This is a genomic window from Ureaplasma diversum NCTC 246 (genome assembly GCF_000731915.1).
Taxonomy (GTDB): Bacteria; Bacillota_I; Bacilli_A; order Mycoplasmatales; family Mycoplasmoidaceae; genus Ureaplasma; species Ureaplasma diversum.
Genome location: NZ_JFDP01000063.1, coordinates 1 through 16871, shown reverse-complemented (window position 1 = coordinate 16871; position 16871 = coordinate 1). Strand labels below are relative to the sequence as shown.

15 protein-coding genes are annotated in these 16871 nt (G+C 25.4%); 5 read left to right on the top strand and 10 right to left on the bottom strand.

Going from position 1 to position 16871, the window contains the following annotated elements:
- The 4 genes from UDIV_RS04395 to UDIV_RS02865 form a co-directional block, all read left to right on the top strand.
- The coding region (locus tag UDIV_RS04395; protein WP_038103096.1) for a DNA cytosine methyltransferase at positions 1-195 on the top strand (195 nt) is incomplete at its 5' end.
- Positions 185-1540 (top strand): MAG4270 family putative restriction endonuclease, encoded by a 1356-nt coding sequence (locus UDIV_RS02870; RefSeq protein WP_038103095.1) that lies wholly within the window; start codon positions 185-187, stop codon positions 1538-1540. The genes UDIV_RS04395 and UDIV_RS02870, both read left to right, overlap by 11 nt.
- Positions 1541-1778: 238 nt before the next feature.
- Positions 1779-1952, top strand: coding sequence for a hypothetical protein (locus UDIV_RS04390; RefSeq protein ID WP_156021874.1), 174 nt, complete (start codon positions 1779-1781; stop codon positions 1950-1952).
- 202 nt (positions 1953-2154) lie between these two features.
- Positions 2155-2931, top strand: a complete 777-nt coding sequence (locus UDIV_RS02865) for a hypothetical protein (RefSeq protein ID WP_038103094.1) — start codon at positions 2155-2157, stop codon at positions 2929-2931.
- A gap of 599 nt (positions 2932-3530) precedes the next feature.
- Here UDIV_RS02865 and UDIV_RS04755 read toward each other — a convergent pair.
- Positions 3531-3662 (bottom strand): hypothetical protein, encoded by a 132-nt coding sequence (locus UDIV_RS04755; protein ID WP_269317250.1) that lies wholly within the window; start codon positions 3660-3662, stop codon positions 3531-3533.
- Between the two features lie 325 nt (positions 3663-3987).
- On the opposite strand from UDIV_RS04755, the gene UDIV_RS02860 reads away from it, so the two are divergent.
- Positions 3988-5703 carry a DUF262 domain-containing protein gene (locus tag UDIV_RS02860; RefSeq protein WP_038103091.1) on the top strand — a complete coding sequence of 572 codons (1716 nt, stop codon included), beginning with the start codon at positions 3988-3990 and terminating at the stop codon, positions 5701-5703.
- Between the two features lie 56 nt (positions 5704-5759).
- Here UDIV_RS02860 and UDIV_RS02855 read toward each other — a convergent pair whose 3' ends face one another.
- The 9 genes from UDIV_RS02855 to UDIV_RS02815 all read right to left on the bottom strand — a co-directional run bounded on the left by UDIV_RS02855 (position 5760) and on the right by UDIV_RS02815 (position 16831).
- Positions 5760-6230 (bottom strand): IS3 family transposase, encoded by a 471-nt coding sequence (locus UDIV_RS02855; protein WP_051749490.1) that lies wholly within the window; start codon positions 6228-6230, stop codon positions 5760-5762.
- Between the two features lie 82 nt (positions 6231-6312).
- Positions 6313-7230, bottom strand: coding sequence for a DUF5378 family protein (locus tag UDIV_RS02850; protein ID WP_051749488.1), 918 nt, complete (start codon positions 7228-7230; stop codon positions 6313-6315).
- Positions 7231-7309: 79 nt separating this feature from the next.
- Positions 7310-8107 (bottom strand): hypothetical protein, encoded by a 798-nt coding sequence (locus tag UDIV_RS02845; RefSeq protein WP_038103075.1) that lies wholly within the window; start codon positions 8105-8107, stop codon positions 7310-7312.
- A 5-nt stretch (positions 8108-8112) separates the two neighbouring features.
- Positions 8113-11973: a DUF4011 domain-containing protein gene (locus tag UDIV_RS02840; protein WP_051749487.1), complete on the bottom strand. Its 3861-nt coding sequence runs from the start codon at positions 11971-11973 to the stop codon at positions 8113-8115.
- Positions 11974-11981: 8 nt separating this feature from the next.
- Positions 11982-12866 carry an Abi family protein gene (locus UDIV_RS02835; RefSeq protein ID WP_038103072.1) on the bottom strand — a complete coding sequence of 295 codons (885 nt, stop codon included), beginning with the start codon at positions 12864-12866 and terminating at the stop codon, positions 11982-11984.
- A 51-nt stretch (positions 12867-12917) separates the two neighbouring features.
- Complete coding sequence (locus tag UDIV_RS02830) at positions 12918-14192, bottom strand: hypothetical protein (protein ID WP_038103069.1); 1275 nt, start codon at positions 14190-14192, stop codon at positions 12918-12920.
- A 32-nt stretch (positions 14193-14224) separates the two neighbouring features.
- Positions 14225-15157, bottom strand: a complete 933-nt coding sequence (gene rsmH / locus UDIV_RS02825; protein ID WP_038103066.1) for a 16S rRNA (cytosine(1402)-N(4))-methyltransferase RsmH — start codon at positions 15155-15157, stop codon at positions 14225-14227.
- On the bottom strand, positions 15147-15581 hold the full coding sequence (gene mraZ / locus UDIV_RS02820; protein ID WP_038103065.1) for a division/cell wall cluster transcriptional repressor MraZ: 435 nt from the start codon (positions 15579-15581) through the stop codon (positions 15147-15149). Before mraZ ends, rsmH begins: the two co-directional genes overlap by 11 nt.
- Before the next feature lie 92 nt (positions 15582-15673).
- Positions 15674-16831 carry a ComEC/Rec2 family competence protein gene (locus UDIV_RS02815; protein ID WP_051749485.1) on the bottom strand — a complete coding sequence of 386 codons (1158 nt, stop codon included), beginning with the start codon at positions 16829-16831 and terminating at the stop codon, positions 15674-15676.
- Positions 16832-16871: the final 40 nt, after the last annotated feature.

Here is a 16871-nt window from a genome sequence, read left to right as displayed (position 1 = left end):
CAAGAAAACATCATTCGCTATATCAATGAAATAGAAGCTTATTTGTATATGGGATTTAGTGAAAATGATGTGCTTAAAATCAAAAGCACTAATCTAATCACCCCAACCAAAATGATTTTTTGTGCAGGTAATTCAATTTGTATACAAGTTTTAGAAGCTATTTTTAAAGAGATTAAAAAAGCTTATGAACACTAGTTTTAAAAACAATGATCTAGTTGTTGTTAAGTTTCATTTTGCTTCTAAAACCTTTTTAAATAAAACAAAGAAAGATGTAGCTATGTATGATTTAGATTTATATGCACTTGTAAGTAAATCTAATGGCATTATCTATTGCACTAAATATCATTTTAAACATTTCAGTATCAACTTACTAACAACCCCAAGTTGATTTGAAGATCAAAATAAGAATAATAAAACTAATTATTTACGCCGTAAATTAATTCTTGATCATTGTCTTCTTAATACTGTTCAAATAAAAAGAAGATCTAAAAACCAACAAAGAGTTATTGTTAGTTTTAATGATTTAGAATTAAGTAAACTAAATGATTTAGTAAATAATAATGAACAATTTTATACTACTATTAATAACCTAATAGCTATTATTAATGGGTCTAACCCATCTGGTAAAATCAAAAACAATAAAAGTAGTCAAACAGTGATGTTTGATGATTGTAATAACAATTCTTCATATTATGTTTTAGTATCATTAATTGATAAATTAATCATTAATAAAAAGGATTTATCATTTTTTGTTGATGATGAAGATTTTTTAACTTTTAAAAAGCTTGATATTGATCAACTAAATGCAATTAACATTTTAAATAAGTATGTTAATAAAAATAATGATAAGTTAACATATCAAGCTTTTTTAGAAGATAATCTTGATCCTATTCTTAAGGATCAATACTATAGTGAGATTTTCTTATTATTAGAAAATGATACTATTACTCCTGCTTTAGAAAATAAAATACAATGATCTATTAATAGACTACCAAGACTTAGAATTGCTTGAGTTGAAATTGAAAAATCAGCTAAAGAAAAAAGATCTAAAGTGCAAAGTTGCACACCTGCTTTATCGTTTGATGTACCAAAAACAGAAAAAGCTCATATTTTTAATGTTGAATGAATCAAACAAGAAATATTTAGAAAGTTTATTGATCAATGAAAAGATAAAAGTGAACTAGAAATTAGAGACAAAATAAGAAGAGATAAGATGCTTGATTATATTTGTGATCCTAATAATTTGTTTGGAATGGATCCAAATAGACATACTTATTTTGATGAATATTATTGGATCTTTGATGAACATTTATCAGCTTATTTAATTATTAAAGAAGAGAAGATTAGTAAAGAGCATTTTAACTTTGTTAAAAATGCTTTAGATAATTTTAAAAGCCAAGTTAATATTATTTCTAAAAACTTATCAGAAGAGACAAAAAAATATATTGCGTTAAGAAAAAATAAAGTAATACAAATCCTTAAGAAAAACAATAAGAACAATCAACTAGAAACCAATTTTTTAAAATGAAAGTTAATCTAATTTAGCTAAAAAGCTAAATAAAAACTTTCATTTTTTTAATATCTTAAAGTTGATTAAATAAGTAATAGTTTGTTATTTTAAAACTTAGAACAAAAATAATAACCATTTAAAGCTAATAAGTTAATCACAGGATTAAGCAAAGCTTAAAATGTACATAAAACCAGTTTTTTGTTAGATGTGTTATACTTATTAATACTCAAAAATTAACAACATTATATTTGTTTTAAGGGGTGTTTGTATGATTTTGAAAACTAAACATAAATTATTATTAGCATCATTAGCAACTATTATAGGAACAAGTTCATTAATTACTTTAGTTGCTGCTAATAGCAAAAGTGAGAAAAGAGCTGAATTAAATAAAGATGTGTTGTTTTATGAAATTAAAGATGATCAACACAACGATTATATTTAAACTAGTAATGATTGAAATAAATACAAAGTATATTTCAAAGAAAATGAAAAGCTTAGAGCTAATATAACTTGGTTAGCTCACAATATTAAACGATATAGTGACGATGAAAAAGATTATAGAAAATTAGTTGATGTAGCACTTACTTTTGTTAGAAAATAAATATTTTCACTAAAACTATTTCAATTCATAGGAGGTGTTTGTTGTGTCTAAAACAAAAAAGAAATTCAAACTTTTAAGCTCTGTTTTAGTTTTAGGATTGGTTGCTGTTGTGCCAACAATTTTAGCAAGTTGTGTTCAGTTGGGTGATAATGAAAAAGATCCTTATATATCTGTAAAAAATACAGAAAATAATACCAAAGTGATTCGATTACATCCACGAGGCTATCAATATTTAATTGGTTCAAAACCAAAATATCTAATTGATATAAATCCTAAGATGTTTAATCTTTTCTCTTATGAAATGTCTCAAGATGAAGAATTCAGAACAAAATATCCACATTTTTTCAAAGGGCGGAATGTAGTTAATAGAGATCAAGCATACAAAGAATGAAATGATTTTATTTATAAAAATCATAAAAACGAAATATTTCTATTAATTAATGATTTTAAAAAATTTAGAGTTGGTGAGTTTATACGAAAACACGAATATTATAATACTATTAAGCTAAAAAGAGAACTAATTAATCAAGTTCAAAAAGTTGATTTTTCTAAAAAATCATTATTAGTTTTTGGTCTTGCTAGATTTTCACCCACAACAATCTATATAGCATATAATGCTGGTTTTTGAATAAAAAATATCTCTATCAATAAAGAACAAAAGAAAATTGATATATGACTACAGTGATCTAAACCTTTAAAATCGAATGTGGATAGAAAAGTAGGTACAGCAATTTCAAGAGATTATTACGTTTACTTTGTTGAAATCGATAAAATAAATAATTTAGATGATTATGAAATTAATTATCATACTAATTCATAAAATATAGTTGTTTAAACCAAACCATTATTTAAAAATAAAAGATCTAAACCTTTTTAGAAAATCGTTGTATTATGTAAATAGGATATTTTTTAGATATTTCTTAAATAATTAACATCCAAGTAAGGATTTGGTAATTATGAATAAGAGTGCAATAATCTTTTAAAAAATCTGCCATTAATTGTTTTAGGTTTAACAATAGTTTTTACATATTTAACATTAAAACTACTTGATAAGAAAATCAATCATTATAGATGAAGTACTACTATTTTCTCTTTTGGATTCATTAGTGTTTTTAATTGCAATTTTCATACGCTTTTAGTTGAGATTACATATTAAAAGATTGATATCTTCAAACAATTTTTACTAATGTTAATTTAACTATAATTTTATTAATTTTCATTAGTATTAAAATCCTTTTTACATTGAACTTTGTTATTGAATATGAAAACAAAAAGAATACTAAGAATTTAAGGATTAATTATCTTTTAAACAAATTTGCTACAGAATTAATGAATAAATAATTAGATTTTATTAATATAAAATAAAAAACACCTACTATGAATGACCTTAGTTGGTGTTTTTGTTTTTGTTAAGAATAACTATTTCTTACCCTTATATTCAGAGTTGTTAGGGTTTAGTTGATTTGAACGATTATCATTGTTTGATTTGTAGTTAGAATTGTTAGGATTCATTACATCAGAACGTTGATCGTTTGGTCGATTTTTGTTCATAAAGTCCACCTCCTTTTTAAAATTCATATAGTGCCTCAATTGCCCTCACATTTATCACTAAAAATATGATAAACCCCAAACATTCTTATTATATATAGAATGTCAAGTATAAAAAACATAATGATCATTTTTAAAGTTAACTGCTGATATAACTTATTTATTTAATTAACATCGCACATAACTAACTGATCAATTTACTCATCTATTAATCTAAAAATTAATTAAATACCACTGATTATAAAAGTTATTATTAAACTAATATATTAAATTAATAGTAGTTAATTTATAATTATTAAAGTGTTTTAAATTAAATTTAGGAGTTAGTATGAATTCAAAATTCCAAAGTCCAGTTCGTGTTGGTTTATTAGACTTTTTAAAAGATAGTATTAATGCCCAATTAATAGTTCCAATCTATCAGCGTAATTACACCTGATTAGAAGATAAAGAAGTTAAACAATATCTTAGAGATTTAGAAGATATATTAATTAGTAACTGTTCTAATCACTTTTTAGGAATCATTATCTACTTAGATATTCCTTTAGATCATTCAAAACGAGAGTTTTCAATTATTGATGGACAACAACGAATAACAACAACTTTTCTAACTTTATATGCTATAAAAGCAATTCTTAAACAAACAAATAACCAAAACTCTAACATTAATTTAGAACCTTATTTATATACTAACTGTTTTATTAATAAAGATAATCAAGCTAAACTTAAACCACAAGTAGCTGATGATAATGTTTATCAACTTATTGTAGAAGATAAAATCGATGAGATTGATGATAAGAAATCTCAAGTATACAAAAACTATTGTTATATTTTAGACTACATTAAGAAATTAGTTAATAAACATAGTATTGAAACAATCATTAATGCTTTAAATAAGTTACATATTGTCTGTATCCCTTTATCGCAAAACTATGATAATCCCCAAAAGATCTTTGAAAGCATTAATTCAATAGGGATGCATCTTGAATTATCTGATTTAATTAAAAACTACTTATTAATGGATTTAGATAGTGAAAAACAGGATAAATTCTATACTTTATATTGAGAACAAATCTTAAGGTTATTAGATCATAAAAAAGATAAACTTGAAACATTCTTCCGTTTGTTTTTACATGCTAATGATAATAAGAAGTATGATCAAAACATTATTTATCAACAGTTTGTTTTATGGTGTACTGAATTTGAGAAAAAACGAAATCGCGAAGATAGTTTCAAAGAAATCATTAAATACATTAAACACTATGCTCAAATTCATGTTCAAAAACTATCAACATTAGTTAATGAACTACAACCATTTATTAATGATTATCGTCAAATCAAAAATGATTGTGCAACTTATTTATTAATGAGTTTCTTTGATCTATTTACTAATAATAAAATTAACAAAAAGCAATTAAGTGAATTAATTAGAATAGTTAATAATTATTTAATAAGAAGAGCATTTTGTGGTTTAGATATAGCTAATTTATATCAATTTTTTAGTTCTGTTCATTCAAAAATTAACCAACAGAAAAACAATAGTTATAGTAATATTGTCTCACTTCTTAAAAAACTATTATTTACTGATAATAAAACCAAAAATGCTCATAGTCCAACTAATCTTGAACTTAGTAACTATATCACTAATGCTAATATGTACAGACATAAGAATATCTTACGTTTATTCTTTGATAAACTAGAACATAATGAAAATCCTGCTCCTGTTAACTTAGATAATTTAAGCATTGAACATATTGCTCCTAAGAATCATTCAACTTGATGATTAAATCATTTTAATACTGATAAAGATACATATAATCCTCAAATCAACCGATTAGGTAATTTAACTTTAGCTAGTAGAGTTGATAATAATAAAATGGGTAATAATGATTGAAAATCAAAAAAGAAAATCTTAGAAAAAACTAAACATCTTAAAATCAACGCTGAAATCCTTAAACAAAATAGTTGAACAACTGATCAAATTGATCAACGAACAAACCAACTAATCCAAGCAATCATTACTTTCTTTTCTTATGAAAAAGATTAATTAAAGAAACAAAAACAACCACTTGATGTGGTTGTTGTTTTTATCTCTTATATTTATTATTTTTCATTAACTGATGCTTTTAGTTTTTCTTCACGTTTGCAAATGTCACATTCACGAAGTAAAGAAAGACGAGCCATATAGTTGTTAACAGTTTTATAGTTTAGTTTAATGTTGTATTTAGAACTTAAGATCCGTTGGATTTTACGACACCCAATATGGTGAGTATGTTCATTATAAATCTTTTTAATGATTTCCATATTACGTTGTTTAATAGGACATAGTTCATTAATCTTTTGGCTATTTAATCATTTATAGTATCCAGAGATTGAAATATCAAAAAACTTAACAAGTTTAGTTAACTGCATTCCATGATTTTTAATTAGATCATGCATCATTTTAAATTGTTCTTTTTTGATTTGAATTGTATTAAAGTTTTCAAGAACACGTAAAATATGTTCTTGTTCTCACTCTTCTTTATCTTCAAGTGCTAAAAGTACAATTGCTTCATCACGGTTAAATCCAGTCATTTTCAAAACTCCTTCTTTTAGTAAATAAAAGGTTAAATGATTATTATACCTTAATCCATATTTTAACACATTATTAGCTTAGCTAAAATATAATTTTAGCAATCTTATGATCAACAAAAGGGATGCTATAACTTTTTTGATCTTTTTTGTTGATTGTTTTTAGAATGTATAATTTAGCAAAAAATCCAGCAACAAAAGCTAAATACATCCATAAAAACATTACAAAAGCATTAATAATAAAATGTTGATTAATGATTTTACCAACGATCTCAAACTGAGCAAGTGAACCCTGTAATGGAATCCAATCACCCATTACATATCCAGATGCATTATTAGTTACTTTTCAGAAGTGAACACTGATTGGTACATAAATCATAAAACTAATTAAAACAGCATGAAACAAACTAATATTAGCTACATCAAACCGTCTTAAATTAGAAAATAAATAAAGTCCAAAAATACATAAATAGAAATGCAATCCAAAATAAATTTGGTTTAATCCAACACCAACTGTTACATAAGTCCAGAATTGATCAACTTCAATTCTTTCTTGTCCAATTAACCCTCCAATTAATGTAATAAACCCAAAGCAAAAACCGATTAAACCCATTAAATTAACATATTTTTGCTTGTAATCAAAAATTGCAAACAAAGAGATAATAACTGAAAAACAAGGACATCAATCTAATAAGAAAACCTTAGAGATCCGAAATGATCGAAAATATAGCAACTCATCATATAAATTAAATGGATCTGAATAAATTAAATCTTTATGAGCAATGAATTGTTCAACATCTTTACTATATCTTAAACTTATAAAATAAGCTAAATAACCAATACTTATAAGTAAGTTAATAAGATATTTTGTATTAATGTAATAATTCTTTTTTCATCAGTTATACAAATACAATTTCTTAACTCTAAAACAGTTAGTAAGTACTGCTACACTTAAACAACTAACTATTGTAAAACCAATTAAAAACCAGTTGATTCAATTCATAAGATGATCCTTTTTTATAGTTAATAATACCAAAAAAAGTAATAAAAAACAAACCCAAAGGGTTTGTAGTATAACGCTTTTAAACTATTCGTTTAATCTTTATAAAGAAATATAGTAAGTAATAAAGTAGTCGTGAGTATGAATGATATAGAATAAAACCATTCCAAGCAACTAATTGTGCTAATGCTTTTTGATCTGCAACTATTTCTTGTTTTTTAATATTGTTGATATTAATCACAACACTAATTGAAATAACTAGTAACATAATGATTGAAATAATAAGCTGAGCTACTAATACACCTTGACTGTTTCTAAAAGCTGTAAAGCTTAATATAATAACAATTAAGAAGACAATTAAGAATGCAACACTTAAAATAATGTAAATTAATCTTAAGATTCTAGTTGCTTTTTGTGAAATAAAAAATCCAGTAATAGCTAAAAGTACATAAACTAAAGCACTTAGTCCAATTGCAGTTAATAAGCTCTGATATCCAACAAATAAAGAAACAAAACCAATAATAATACTTAAACAAATACTATCAATTATATAAAACGCAATTGTTGTTGCTAGCTTTGGAATATTTCTAAAAAAGATTAAAACAATGGAAAAGACAAATAAAAGAAGTGAAGCAATTCCAACAGCTGCATACAACCCGACACTTAGATCTAATGTTTTAAGATTTAAAACAGTATAGTTATGAACAATAGCGAATTTGTTCATAACAAATGTTGTAATCAAACAAAAGATTAAGAAAACAAATGCTCCAATTGCACCTGATAGTAAAGTGTATTTAAACTGTTTACTTTTTAATCTTTGATCTCATTCTATTTGTGAATAAGCTCTTGATCCGCTATTAAAAAAACTTATATTAATCAACTCCTTTAATTATTAAGATGAGTCTTGATTTTATCTTCGATCATTAATTTAATTTGATCATAAACTAGATATAGTTCATATTCATTAATAATAGCAATTTTATAATTTAAATCAACAAAAAAACTGAATTGATCATAAACATGTAATAAGTTAAGTTCATTACTATTACTTAGTTCATTTAATACAACTAATAAATCAATTTGATTAGTTTGGTTGTTATATAAAGCAAAATTAACTTTGTAATTACCTATTGTAACATTAAACCAAATACTATGTTCATTTTTCTTAAATTGATTAAGAATATCATAAAGCTTTTGATGACTGTTGTTAAGTTGAAGATAATTAAGTGTAGAGTGAGTAAAGTTATGGTTTGTTTTATTGCTTACATATTGATCACAATAAGCAATAAATTGTTTGTAGATTCGCATATTTTCATTTTCAACATTGATTACTAAATCAGATGCTTGAATTGATTTAATAACGATCATTTTTGTACTTGCTCTTGTTATAGCAACATTAAGTCGATTAGCTCCCCCATTTTTCATTAATGGTCCATAGTTGTTTTTAAGTACACCAGCTTTATTTTTAGCATAAGTATTGCTAATAATAACTAAATCAGCTTCATTACCTTGTACATTTTCTAAGTTAGTAACAATGATCTCTTCATTATCATATCGTTGATAGATCCGACTATTTGGATCTAAACCATTAAGGATTAGGGTTTCGATTAGTTCAGATTGTTTATTGTTAAAAGTAACAATGATGATCTTTTTATAATCTTTTTCATATTGATTTAAAGTTTTAATTACTTGTTCAGCTTCTTTGGTGTTTTTTTGTTCTTCAAATTCACCATCTAAAACATCGATCACTTCAATTCCAGCTTCAAAGAATCCGTTTAATGAAGCATATAAAAGTTCGTTGTTATAAATATGATGGTTTGAAAAATCGATTAAATCAGCTGTTTTTGATCGGTAGTGGTTTTTTAGTCAATATGATGTTCAAAGCGAAGCTTTAGTACGATCTAATAAGCTTTCAGCTTGATCAATATCATAATCATCATTTTCAGAATCATTAGCACGTGCAGAGAAGAAATTAGTTGGTTTAAGTTGTTTTTCATCCCCTGCTACTATGTTTAAAGCACATCTAAATAAAATTGGATATGATCTTTCTAAAAACATTTGTGAAGCTTCATCAAAGATCCCATAATCAAATAATTTTTGAGCAAGGGGTAACATTTCACTTACATTCTCAGGTTTACTGATTCAAATCGGAAACAATAATTTAAGTTCATCATAAAAATCATAAACAAACTTAGAAACTGCAGGTTTACGAGCTAAGTTAATAACTTGCATCATTTTCTTAATTTTATTCTTTTGTTCTTCATTTAAATTAACTAAAACTTTATATAAATAGTTAATATAAGATTGATAAATGATACTATCAAGTTCATGAACAAAATTATTATTAGCTTTTAGATAACTATTACATAAACTATCAAAGATAGGATTATTTTTAAAATCAAAATCAATTAAAACTTCTCGTTCAAAATCTAAGATTTTACAAATTGTTTCAAACTGGTTAGCACTCATATTAAAGTTACTAAACTGATCAATTAAATTACTGTTTAGTTGATGGTCAAATTGATCTTTATATAAATCTAAAAAATAAGGTTTATTAAATAATTCTTCATTAGCTAAATATAAAATCACATCAGATGCTAATAATTTATCATCAATTTCTTGAAGTTTAAAAATAGTAGCAAATCCTAAACTAACTAAACAAGGGTTATTAACATAATTAATTAATAAGTTTTTGATTTGTAAAAGCTCTGTAACTGGTTTATTAGTTTTCTTAAAAACAAATAAACCTTTCTTTTCTAAAATAATGTTTTCATAAACATATTTTTCAACTAAAAAAGGGTGAATTGATTCTTTAGTTTTACTAAGTTGTAAAACAAACTGTTTATGGTTTGTTTCATTATTAATTAAAAAGCTTTTAAGATCTTTTTGTTGGTTAATGATTGGTTCATAACTTTTTAGAAAGTTTGTGACTTTAATTTTTGTTTTTAGTAGATATTGATCATCAACAAAAACTTGGTTATTATAATAAAGTCCACTTTCTTTTAAGAATGTTTCAAGAATCGCAGCTTTACTTGTAAAGTATTCTTTTTGTTTTAGATATTTACTAATTAATAAGTGTTCAGATTGTAATTTATCAATTAATTGTTTTTGATTAATTAGATTTTGAATCTGATTAAGTTCAATACAAATATCATACTTACTCATAAATTCACGAGTTTGTTTAATACTTGTTATTAGTTCACTAAAACTATATGACATTTGACTCATATTAGTTTTAATACTATTAATTAGATCTTCATTTTTTCATTGTTTTAGTTCATATTCACTAAATTGAGCAAGTCAATTAATATAGTCTTTAAAACTATAATTACTTGCATTTTTTGATTTATAAAGGGTTTGAATTAAATATTCAAGGTTTAGGATGTTTTGTTTTAGTTTACTAATTTGTTTATTAGTATCTAATGAATTAATAGTACTTGTTACTAAGTTATCAATTTTATCGTTATGAGCTTGATCAAACCAAAAACGATTAAAATTGCTTAATAATTTTTGCATATGCATATAAAACTTTTCTTTATCATCAATATCATAAAGAAATAAACTAAGTTCAGCTATTTTATTTAATCGATCTTTTAAAACATCAAGAGCTGCTTTCTTTTCAGAAACAATTAAGCAATTTTTATGATTAACAATAACATTAGCAATGATGTTTGCAATCACTTGTGATTTACCAGTTCCAGGTGGTCCATAGATTAATGTGTTTTTCACAAGTGAAGAGTGGATTGCATATTTTTGATAGATGTTTAAGGGTCGGTTGATTTGAACTAAATTTAAAAATTCACGTTCAGCTTTAGTATGATAGTTATTAGCTAAGATTGATGGATCATTAATGATTTCATCAAATGGATCAACACCAAGCTCAATGATTTTTTCAACATCAGCTTTAATTGCTCCACCCATTGGTTCATAAATTCCAATGATTGTTGCATCATATAAATAAAGTTGATCATACTCTTGTTTGATTTCAGAACTATTTAAGTTCAAAAACTTTTGGTTATTTGTTATTGAAAGTAGATTTTGTTTATTAGTTATCTTTTTAACTAAATCTAACATTTCAACAAAACCAAAACTAAAATCAACAGGGAGTTTAACAATGTTATCTTTATAATCTTTTTTTAGTAAATGTAATAGTTTTTCATTACCAATCGGCGCATTTTGGCGTCTTCTTATTACTAAACTATTGTTGATTTTTTTAATTTCAACATCAACTAATACCATTGGAGCATTTAAACTAGTTGGTTTTGCTGTATTACCAACTAAGAAGTTTTTAGCTAAATAAAGTGGTCAGATTCCAGTTTCGTTGTAAATTGATCTAGCTTCTCTTGCTAAATTTTCAAACTTCTTTGGTTCAGCTTCAAGAGCTTTAATCACATCATTAATCTTTTTAGCTTTTTCTAATTCAAACTCAGCAGTTAGATCATTAATCTTTTTAGTTGATAAATAATTATTGATATTAAGTGAAAAATCATCAAACACTGAAGTAAAGTCTTCAAAATCTTCACACTTAATTAATGCTTTTTCAATACTGTTAACATCAACCAAGCTTTTGAATTTGATCTCAAAACTTTGGTTATTAAAAAAACTTTCTAACTCTTCTTCGCTTAAAAGAGCTGATAAATCAAAATGATTATTTCCTGTTCTTGTTTTAATACAACTATCTCGTGAATCCGCACCTAATAAATTAGCTAGCTTTTGAACAATGATCTTATCTTGGTTTTGATTCATATACTACACTACTCCAATCCAATTAGGGCTTTAATATGTTTTAGAACATTCTTTTTAAAGTGTTGTTGTTTAATTAACTTATTAATAACTGATCCTAAATTATCAGGAATTAAACCAAACCGATTTAACATCTTAGTATCAAAGAACTGAATGATATCAATAATGCTAACAACATTTTTAGATGGGTTTTTATTAAGAGCAGTTGAGAACGATCTTTTATTATCACTATGTTGGATCACTAATAAGATATCATTATGTGCCATACTATTTCTAAAGTGACGAATCGATTGTAAAATAGTAATAAATTGATCAATGCTTAAGTGTGAAACATTGAAATATTCAAGAACATGCTTTTGCACATTTAAATCACAAATTCTAAAGAAATTAATGGTTGTATTTAATGATCAAGAAACAGCTAGTTGAATCAAAGGAATTGTTTCTGGGTTTAAATTATTGTTAATTGAATTCAACAAATAACACTTCTTAACATATTCATACATACTATAACGCATGTTGTTATAAATATCAATTGTTGGAAAGCTGACAAATGGTGATGTATCAATGTTTAGAATAAAATCTCGGTTTAGTTTATTAAGATGTAAGAAGTAGTGAATTGTCATTGTGTTTAATTGTTGTTCAAACAACATTGTTGCATCTAAGACAATATTAGCAATCTTACGATCTAAAAGCACAAACTTCATTAGTTGGCGATCATCAAATTGATCGATGTAGCGATTAGTTTCTTTATCTAAGAAAAAACTTAAGTAACCTTCAATAATTCTAACCACCCCATAATCAGCTAAAAAATCAATGAAGCTACGTTTTTTACGAACCTTAAATCCCTTATTCATCAAATCCTTGATAAAAATCTTACTATTTTTACTAATTGCCATTTTGCTCACCTACATTAGTAATATTATAAAACAAAAAATAACTAGTATATACTAGTTATTCATGTTAATTTCTTTGCTGTTGCTATTTTGAAGCTGTTGATGTAAGAATGTTATATTTTCTAGATTATAACTATCCTCGCTTAACTTAATATTAATCAAATCATATTGCATTTTCAATTCATATTTATCTTTAAAGTGATCAGCTATAAAAATATTCTGAAGTTCAAATACTTTGTATTTGATGTTGCTATTAAGTTTAACTAGTTCATCGTTATTAATCGCTTCTTTTAAAATCATGTTAAAATTATAAAGCTTAGAAGAAAAATGGAATTTAAGTTTATAATGTTTTAAGTAATGCTTAAAAACACTTGCTTGTTGATTAAAAAGTGTTTTTAAATATTGGTTTAATTGGTTAACAATTAGTTTATTAATCGTTTCACTAGACATTTCAGTTACACTGAAAATGTCTTTTTGATTCAGCACATATTTAATGATTGGATTACAATCATATGTTTTATTTTCAAAGTAATCATTGATTGTTTGTTTACTAATTTGTAATTCTTCAACAATACTTTGAATTAATTTATGCATATTAAATAATTCACTATTGGGTTCAATCTGATCTAAAACTAAACTATTATTAGAATAAATTCTAAGCCGGTTATTAACCTTGTTAAAATCCAAACAAACATTAATTTGATTTTGGTTACAGACTTTATTAAAGTCATCTTGTTGACTGATTAATGTATTTGTTAACAGATGAGCTTGACTAACATGAAAACGAGCAATTGTTATCTTTAATGATTGGAAAACTTGACACAAAGTGTGATAATCATCGTTTTTAATGTAATATCCACTTAAATAAGTTTTTTGATTAATCTCATTAGGACTAAAAATGCTTGTTAGCTGGTTGTTAGAAGTTTTATTATATTCTTGATAACTTAGACCATAATCAACTAAAGTGTAGTTGATTTGGTGTTTAACATTAATAAGATTATTAAATTCAAATGATTGATTTGTTGATAGATTAGTAAAATTGTTTTGTTCATTAGCTGTTTGGTTTGATGTTTTAAAGCAATCAAATCCATAGCTTAAATAAACGGTTTTTATTTCACTAACATTAATCTTCTTTTTAAGTTCGTTTAAACAAGATTGAACTAAATCTTTTAAGGGATTAAATTCAAGCTGATCAAGTTCGTGATTATAAGCTAAATTGTCTTTTTTAATAAAAGCAATTTGTTGTAAGTTAGCAGCAGATTTGTAAACGCTTGCAGCAACTGCAACCGTTTTTTGATCAATGTAAAATTGATATACAAATCTTTCCACAACCTTACTCCTAATTTATTTGATTTTAAAGCTTAATAATTTTTAATCATTGCTCTTAAAATTGACGATCGAGAACGATTATTAGCATTTATTTCTTCTTCACTAGCTACTGTTTTGTTATTAACTAAACTATATTGAGCAAAGTAATTGCTAATTGGTACTTCTTTTGGAAGTGTGTTTTTTGTATATTTGCTAAAGACTTTTTTTGTAATACGATCTTCTAAAGAATGAAAGCTAATTACAGCAATTATTCCTGCTACATTTAATAATGAAATTGCATCATTTAAACTTTGTTCTAAAATTGAAAGTTCGCTATTAACTTCAATTCGGATTGCTTGAAAATACAAACGAGCTGGATGCTTTTTGTTGAAGAGTAATTTTAAAGGAGAATTCTGTTTGATTATATCAACAAGTTCAAAAGTGGTATTTATAGGATTAATTTGGCGTTGTTGAATAATCGCATCTACAACTCGTTTCGGATTTTTGATCTCACCATATCGGCTAAAGATTGTACACAATTGTTGAAACGAATAATTGTTTATAACATAATGTGCATCTAATTTTTGGCTTTGATCCATACGCATATCTAATCGTGCGTTATGTTGATAGCTAAAACCACGATTTGGGTCATCTAATTGAGGGCTTGATAAACCTAAATCAAAAATAAAACCATCAACTTTTGTTATATTTCGTTTTATTAACTCTTTTTTTAAATCTTTAAAGTTACTTTTGATGACAATTACATTATTTTGATTAGCAAAGATTTGCTTTGCATAGTCAATAGCGGTTTGATCTTGATCAAAACAAATCAATAAACCATTGTCGTTGAGACGATTTAGGATTTGTTTTGAATGTCCACACCTGCCAAGCGTGCAATCTACATACACGCCATCTGGTTTGATATTTAAGATATTAATAGATTCTTCTAAAAGTACAGAAATATGATGATTGTAATTAGAATCCATCAAAGTCCTTAACAAGATCATCTAATGAATCACTAGCATCCAAGATGTATTCATCATACTGGGCTTTGTTTCAAATTTCGTACTTATTAATATTTCCAATAATATAAATATCCTTACTTAATTTAGCTTTCTCAACAAGGGGTTGAGGAACTAAGATTCGGTTAGAACTATCAATATCTACAGGATATGAATTAGAAGTTACAAATCTAACAAATTTTCTTGCATTAGCATTGTTATTTGGTAAATTTGCAATTTTGTTCATATATGCTTCAAATGCAGCAGGTAAGTAAACTTCGATATTTCCTTCCACACCAATGGTTAAGTAAAGCTTTGACGCTTGGTCAAGTGTGGCTTTGACCTTAGCTGGCAAGCAGATTCGGTTTTTGGCATCAATTGTATGTTGATACAAACCAATGAAACTCATCCACTTTGCCCCACTTTCTACCACTTGGCAACTTTATTATAAACCTTTTCAGCAAAATAGCGATAAAAAATATCACTTTTCAAATAAAAATATTAGACGCGAGTACGTATAAGAGCAGGGTTCGTTTTAAAATAAATCATTAATCCACACATATAACAAATAAAATAAATTATTAAATATAATTTATCAATATAACTAAAAACAATAGCTACATCAATTGCTCCTATTTTTTCAATTACAAATACAAATTGATTACTTATCCAATCAGCAACAACATTGAAATTAGGAATAAAAAAGCACCAAAAGCACAAATGATAAGATACTATCACTGGTAAAAAGAAACTATAACCAAACACTAATCCTAGTATATTAATCTGTTTATTTAAACTAACACTGATTGCTATACTAAAAGCAAAAAGACACAAACTAATTACTATCCCTTTTGCTAATTTAGCTATTTTTAAGCGTTGGTTTAAAACTTGTAAAATCAACACACACCCATAACTAAAAATAAAAGCTAAAGTCTTAAGACTATAAACATTAATTAGTCCACAAATTAACCCATTAATAGCTAATAAATCTACCTTATTAATCTTTTTAAAACTACTAAACCGAAACAATAATCCAATTAAAACACGCAAACAACTAGCTGAAAAATCTAATAAATAAGCATAAAAACCTATGAACACTAATAAAATTAGTGTCTGAACAAACATCAATTTCTTTTTAAATATTTTATTAATGATCCAAACAAAGCAAGATAAATGAAGTCCAGAAACCACAAATAAATGAGCTAAATTTAAATGGTATAGTTGTAAACTAAAACCATAATTAGTTTTTAGATTTAGCAGTAATAATAAAAGAAATGATTGAGTATTTTTATTAGGATAATGATCTTTAATATAGTTAACTATTAATGTTTTAGGACTATTAGATGTTTTATTATTGTAGTTTGTAATTAATGTTTTTAGGGTTGTATTATATGGAGTGACTGCTCATAAAATAATCACTATAGCTATTGTTAATCCAATTAATAACCAGACTTTATAATTAAATTTAAAGTCAATAAAATATTTAATTAATGGCAGATTAACTAATAGAATTAAGAAGTTATTATAAGTGTATGCACAAACTAGTGAACTAGCTAAAATCAATAAATAGATTCAATTAGTATAAACTAGTTCAGTTTGAATTGTATTAATGAATTTAGTAGTAAATTTATTACCTACTCTTTTTAGTGCGTTCAACATATTATTTCTATTCCCCAATTCTATATACGCACTAAAAAGG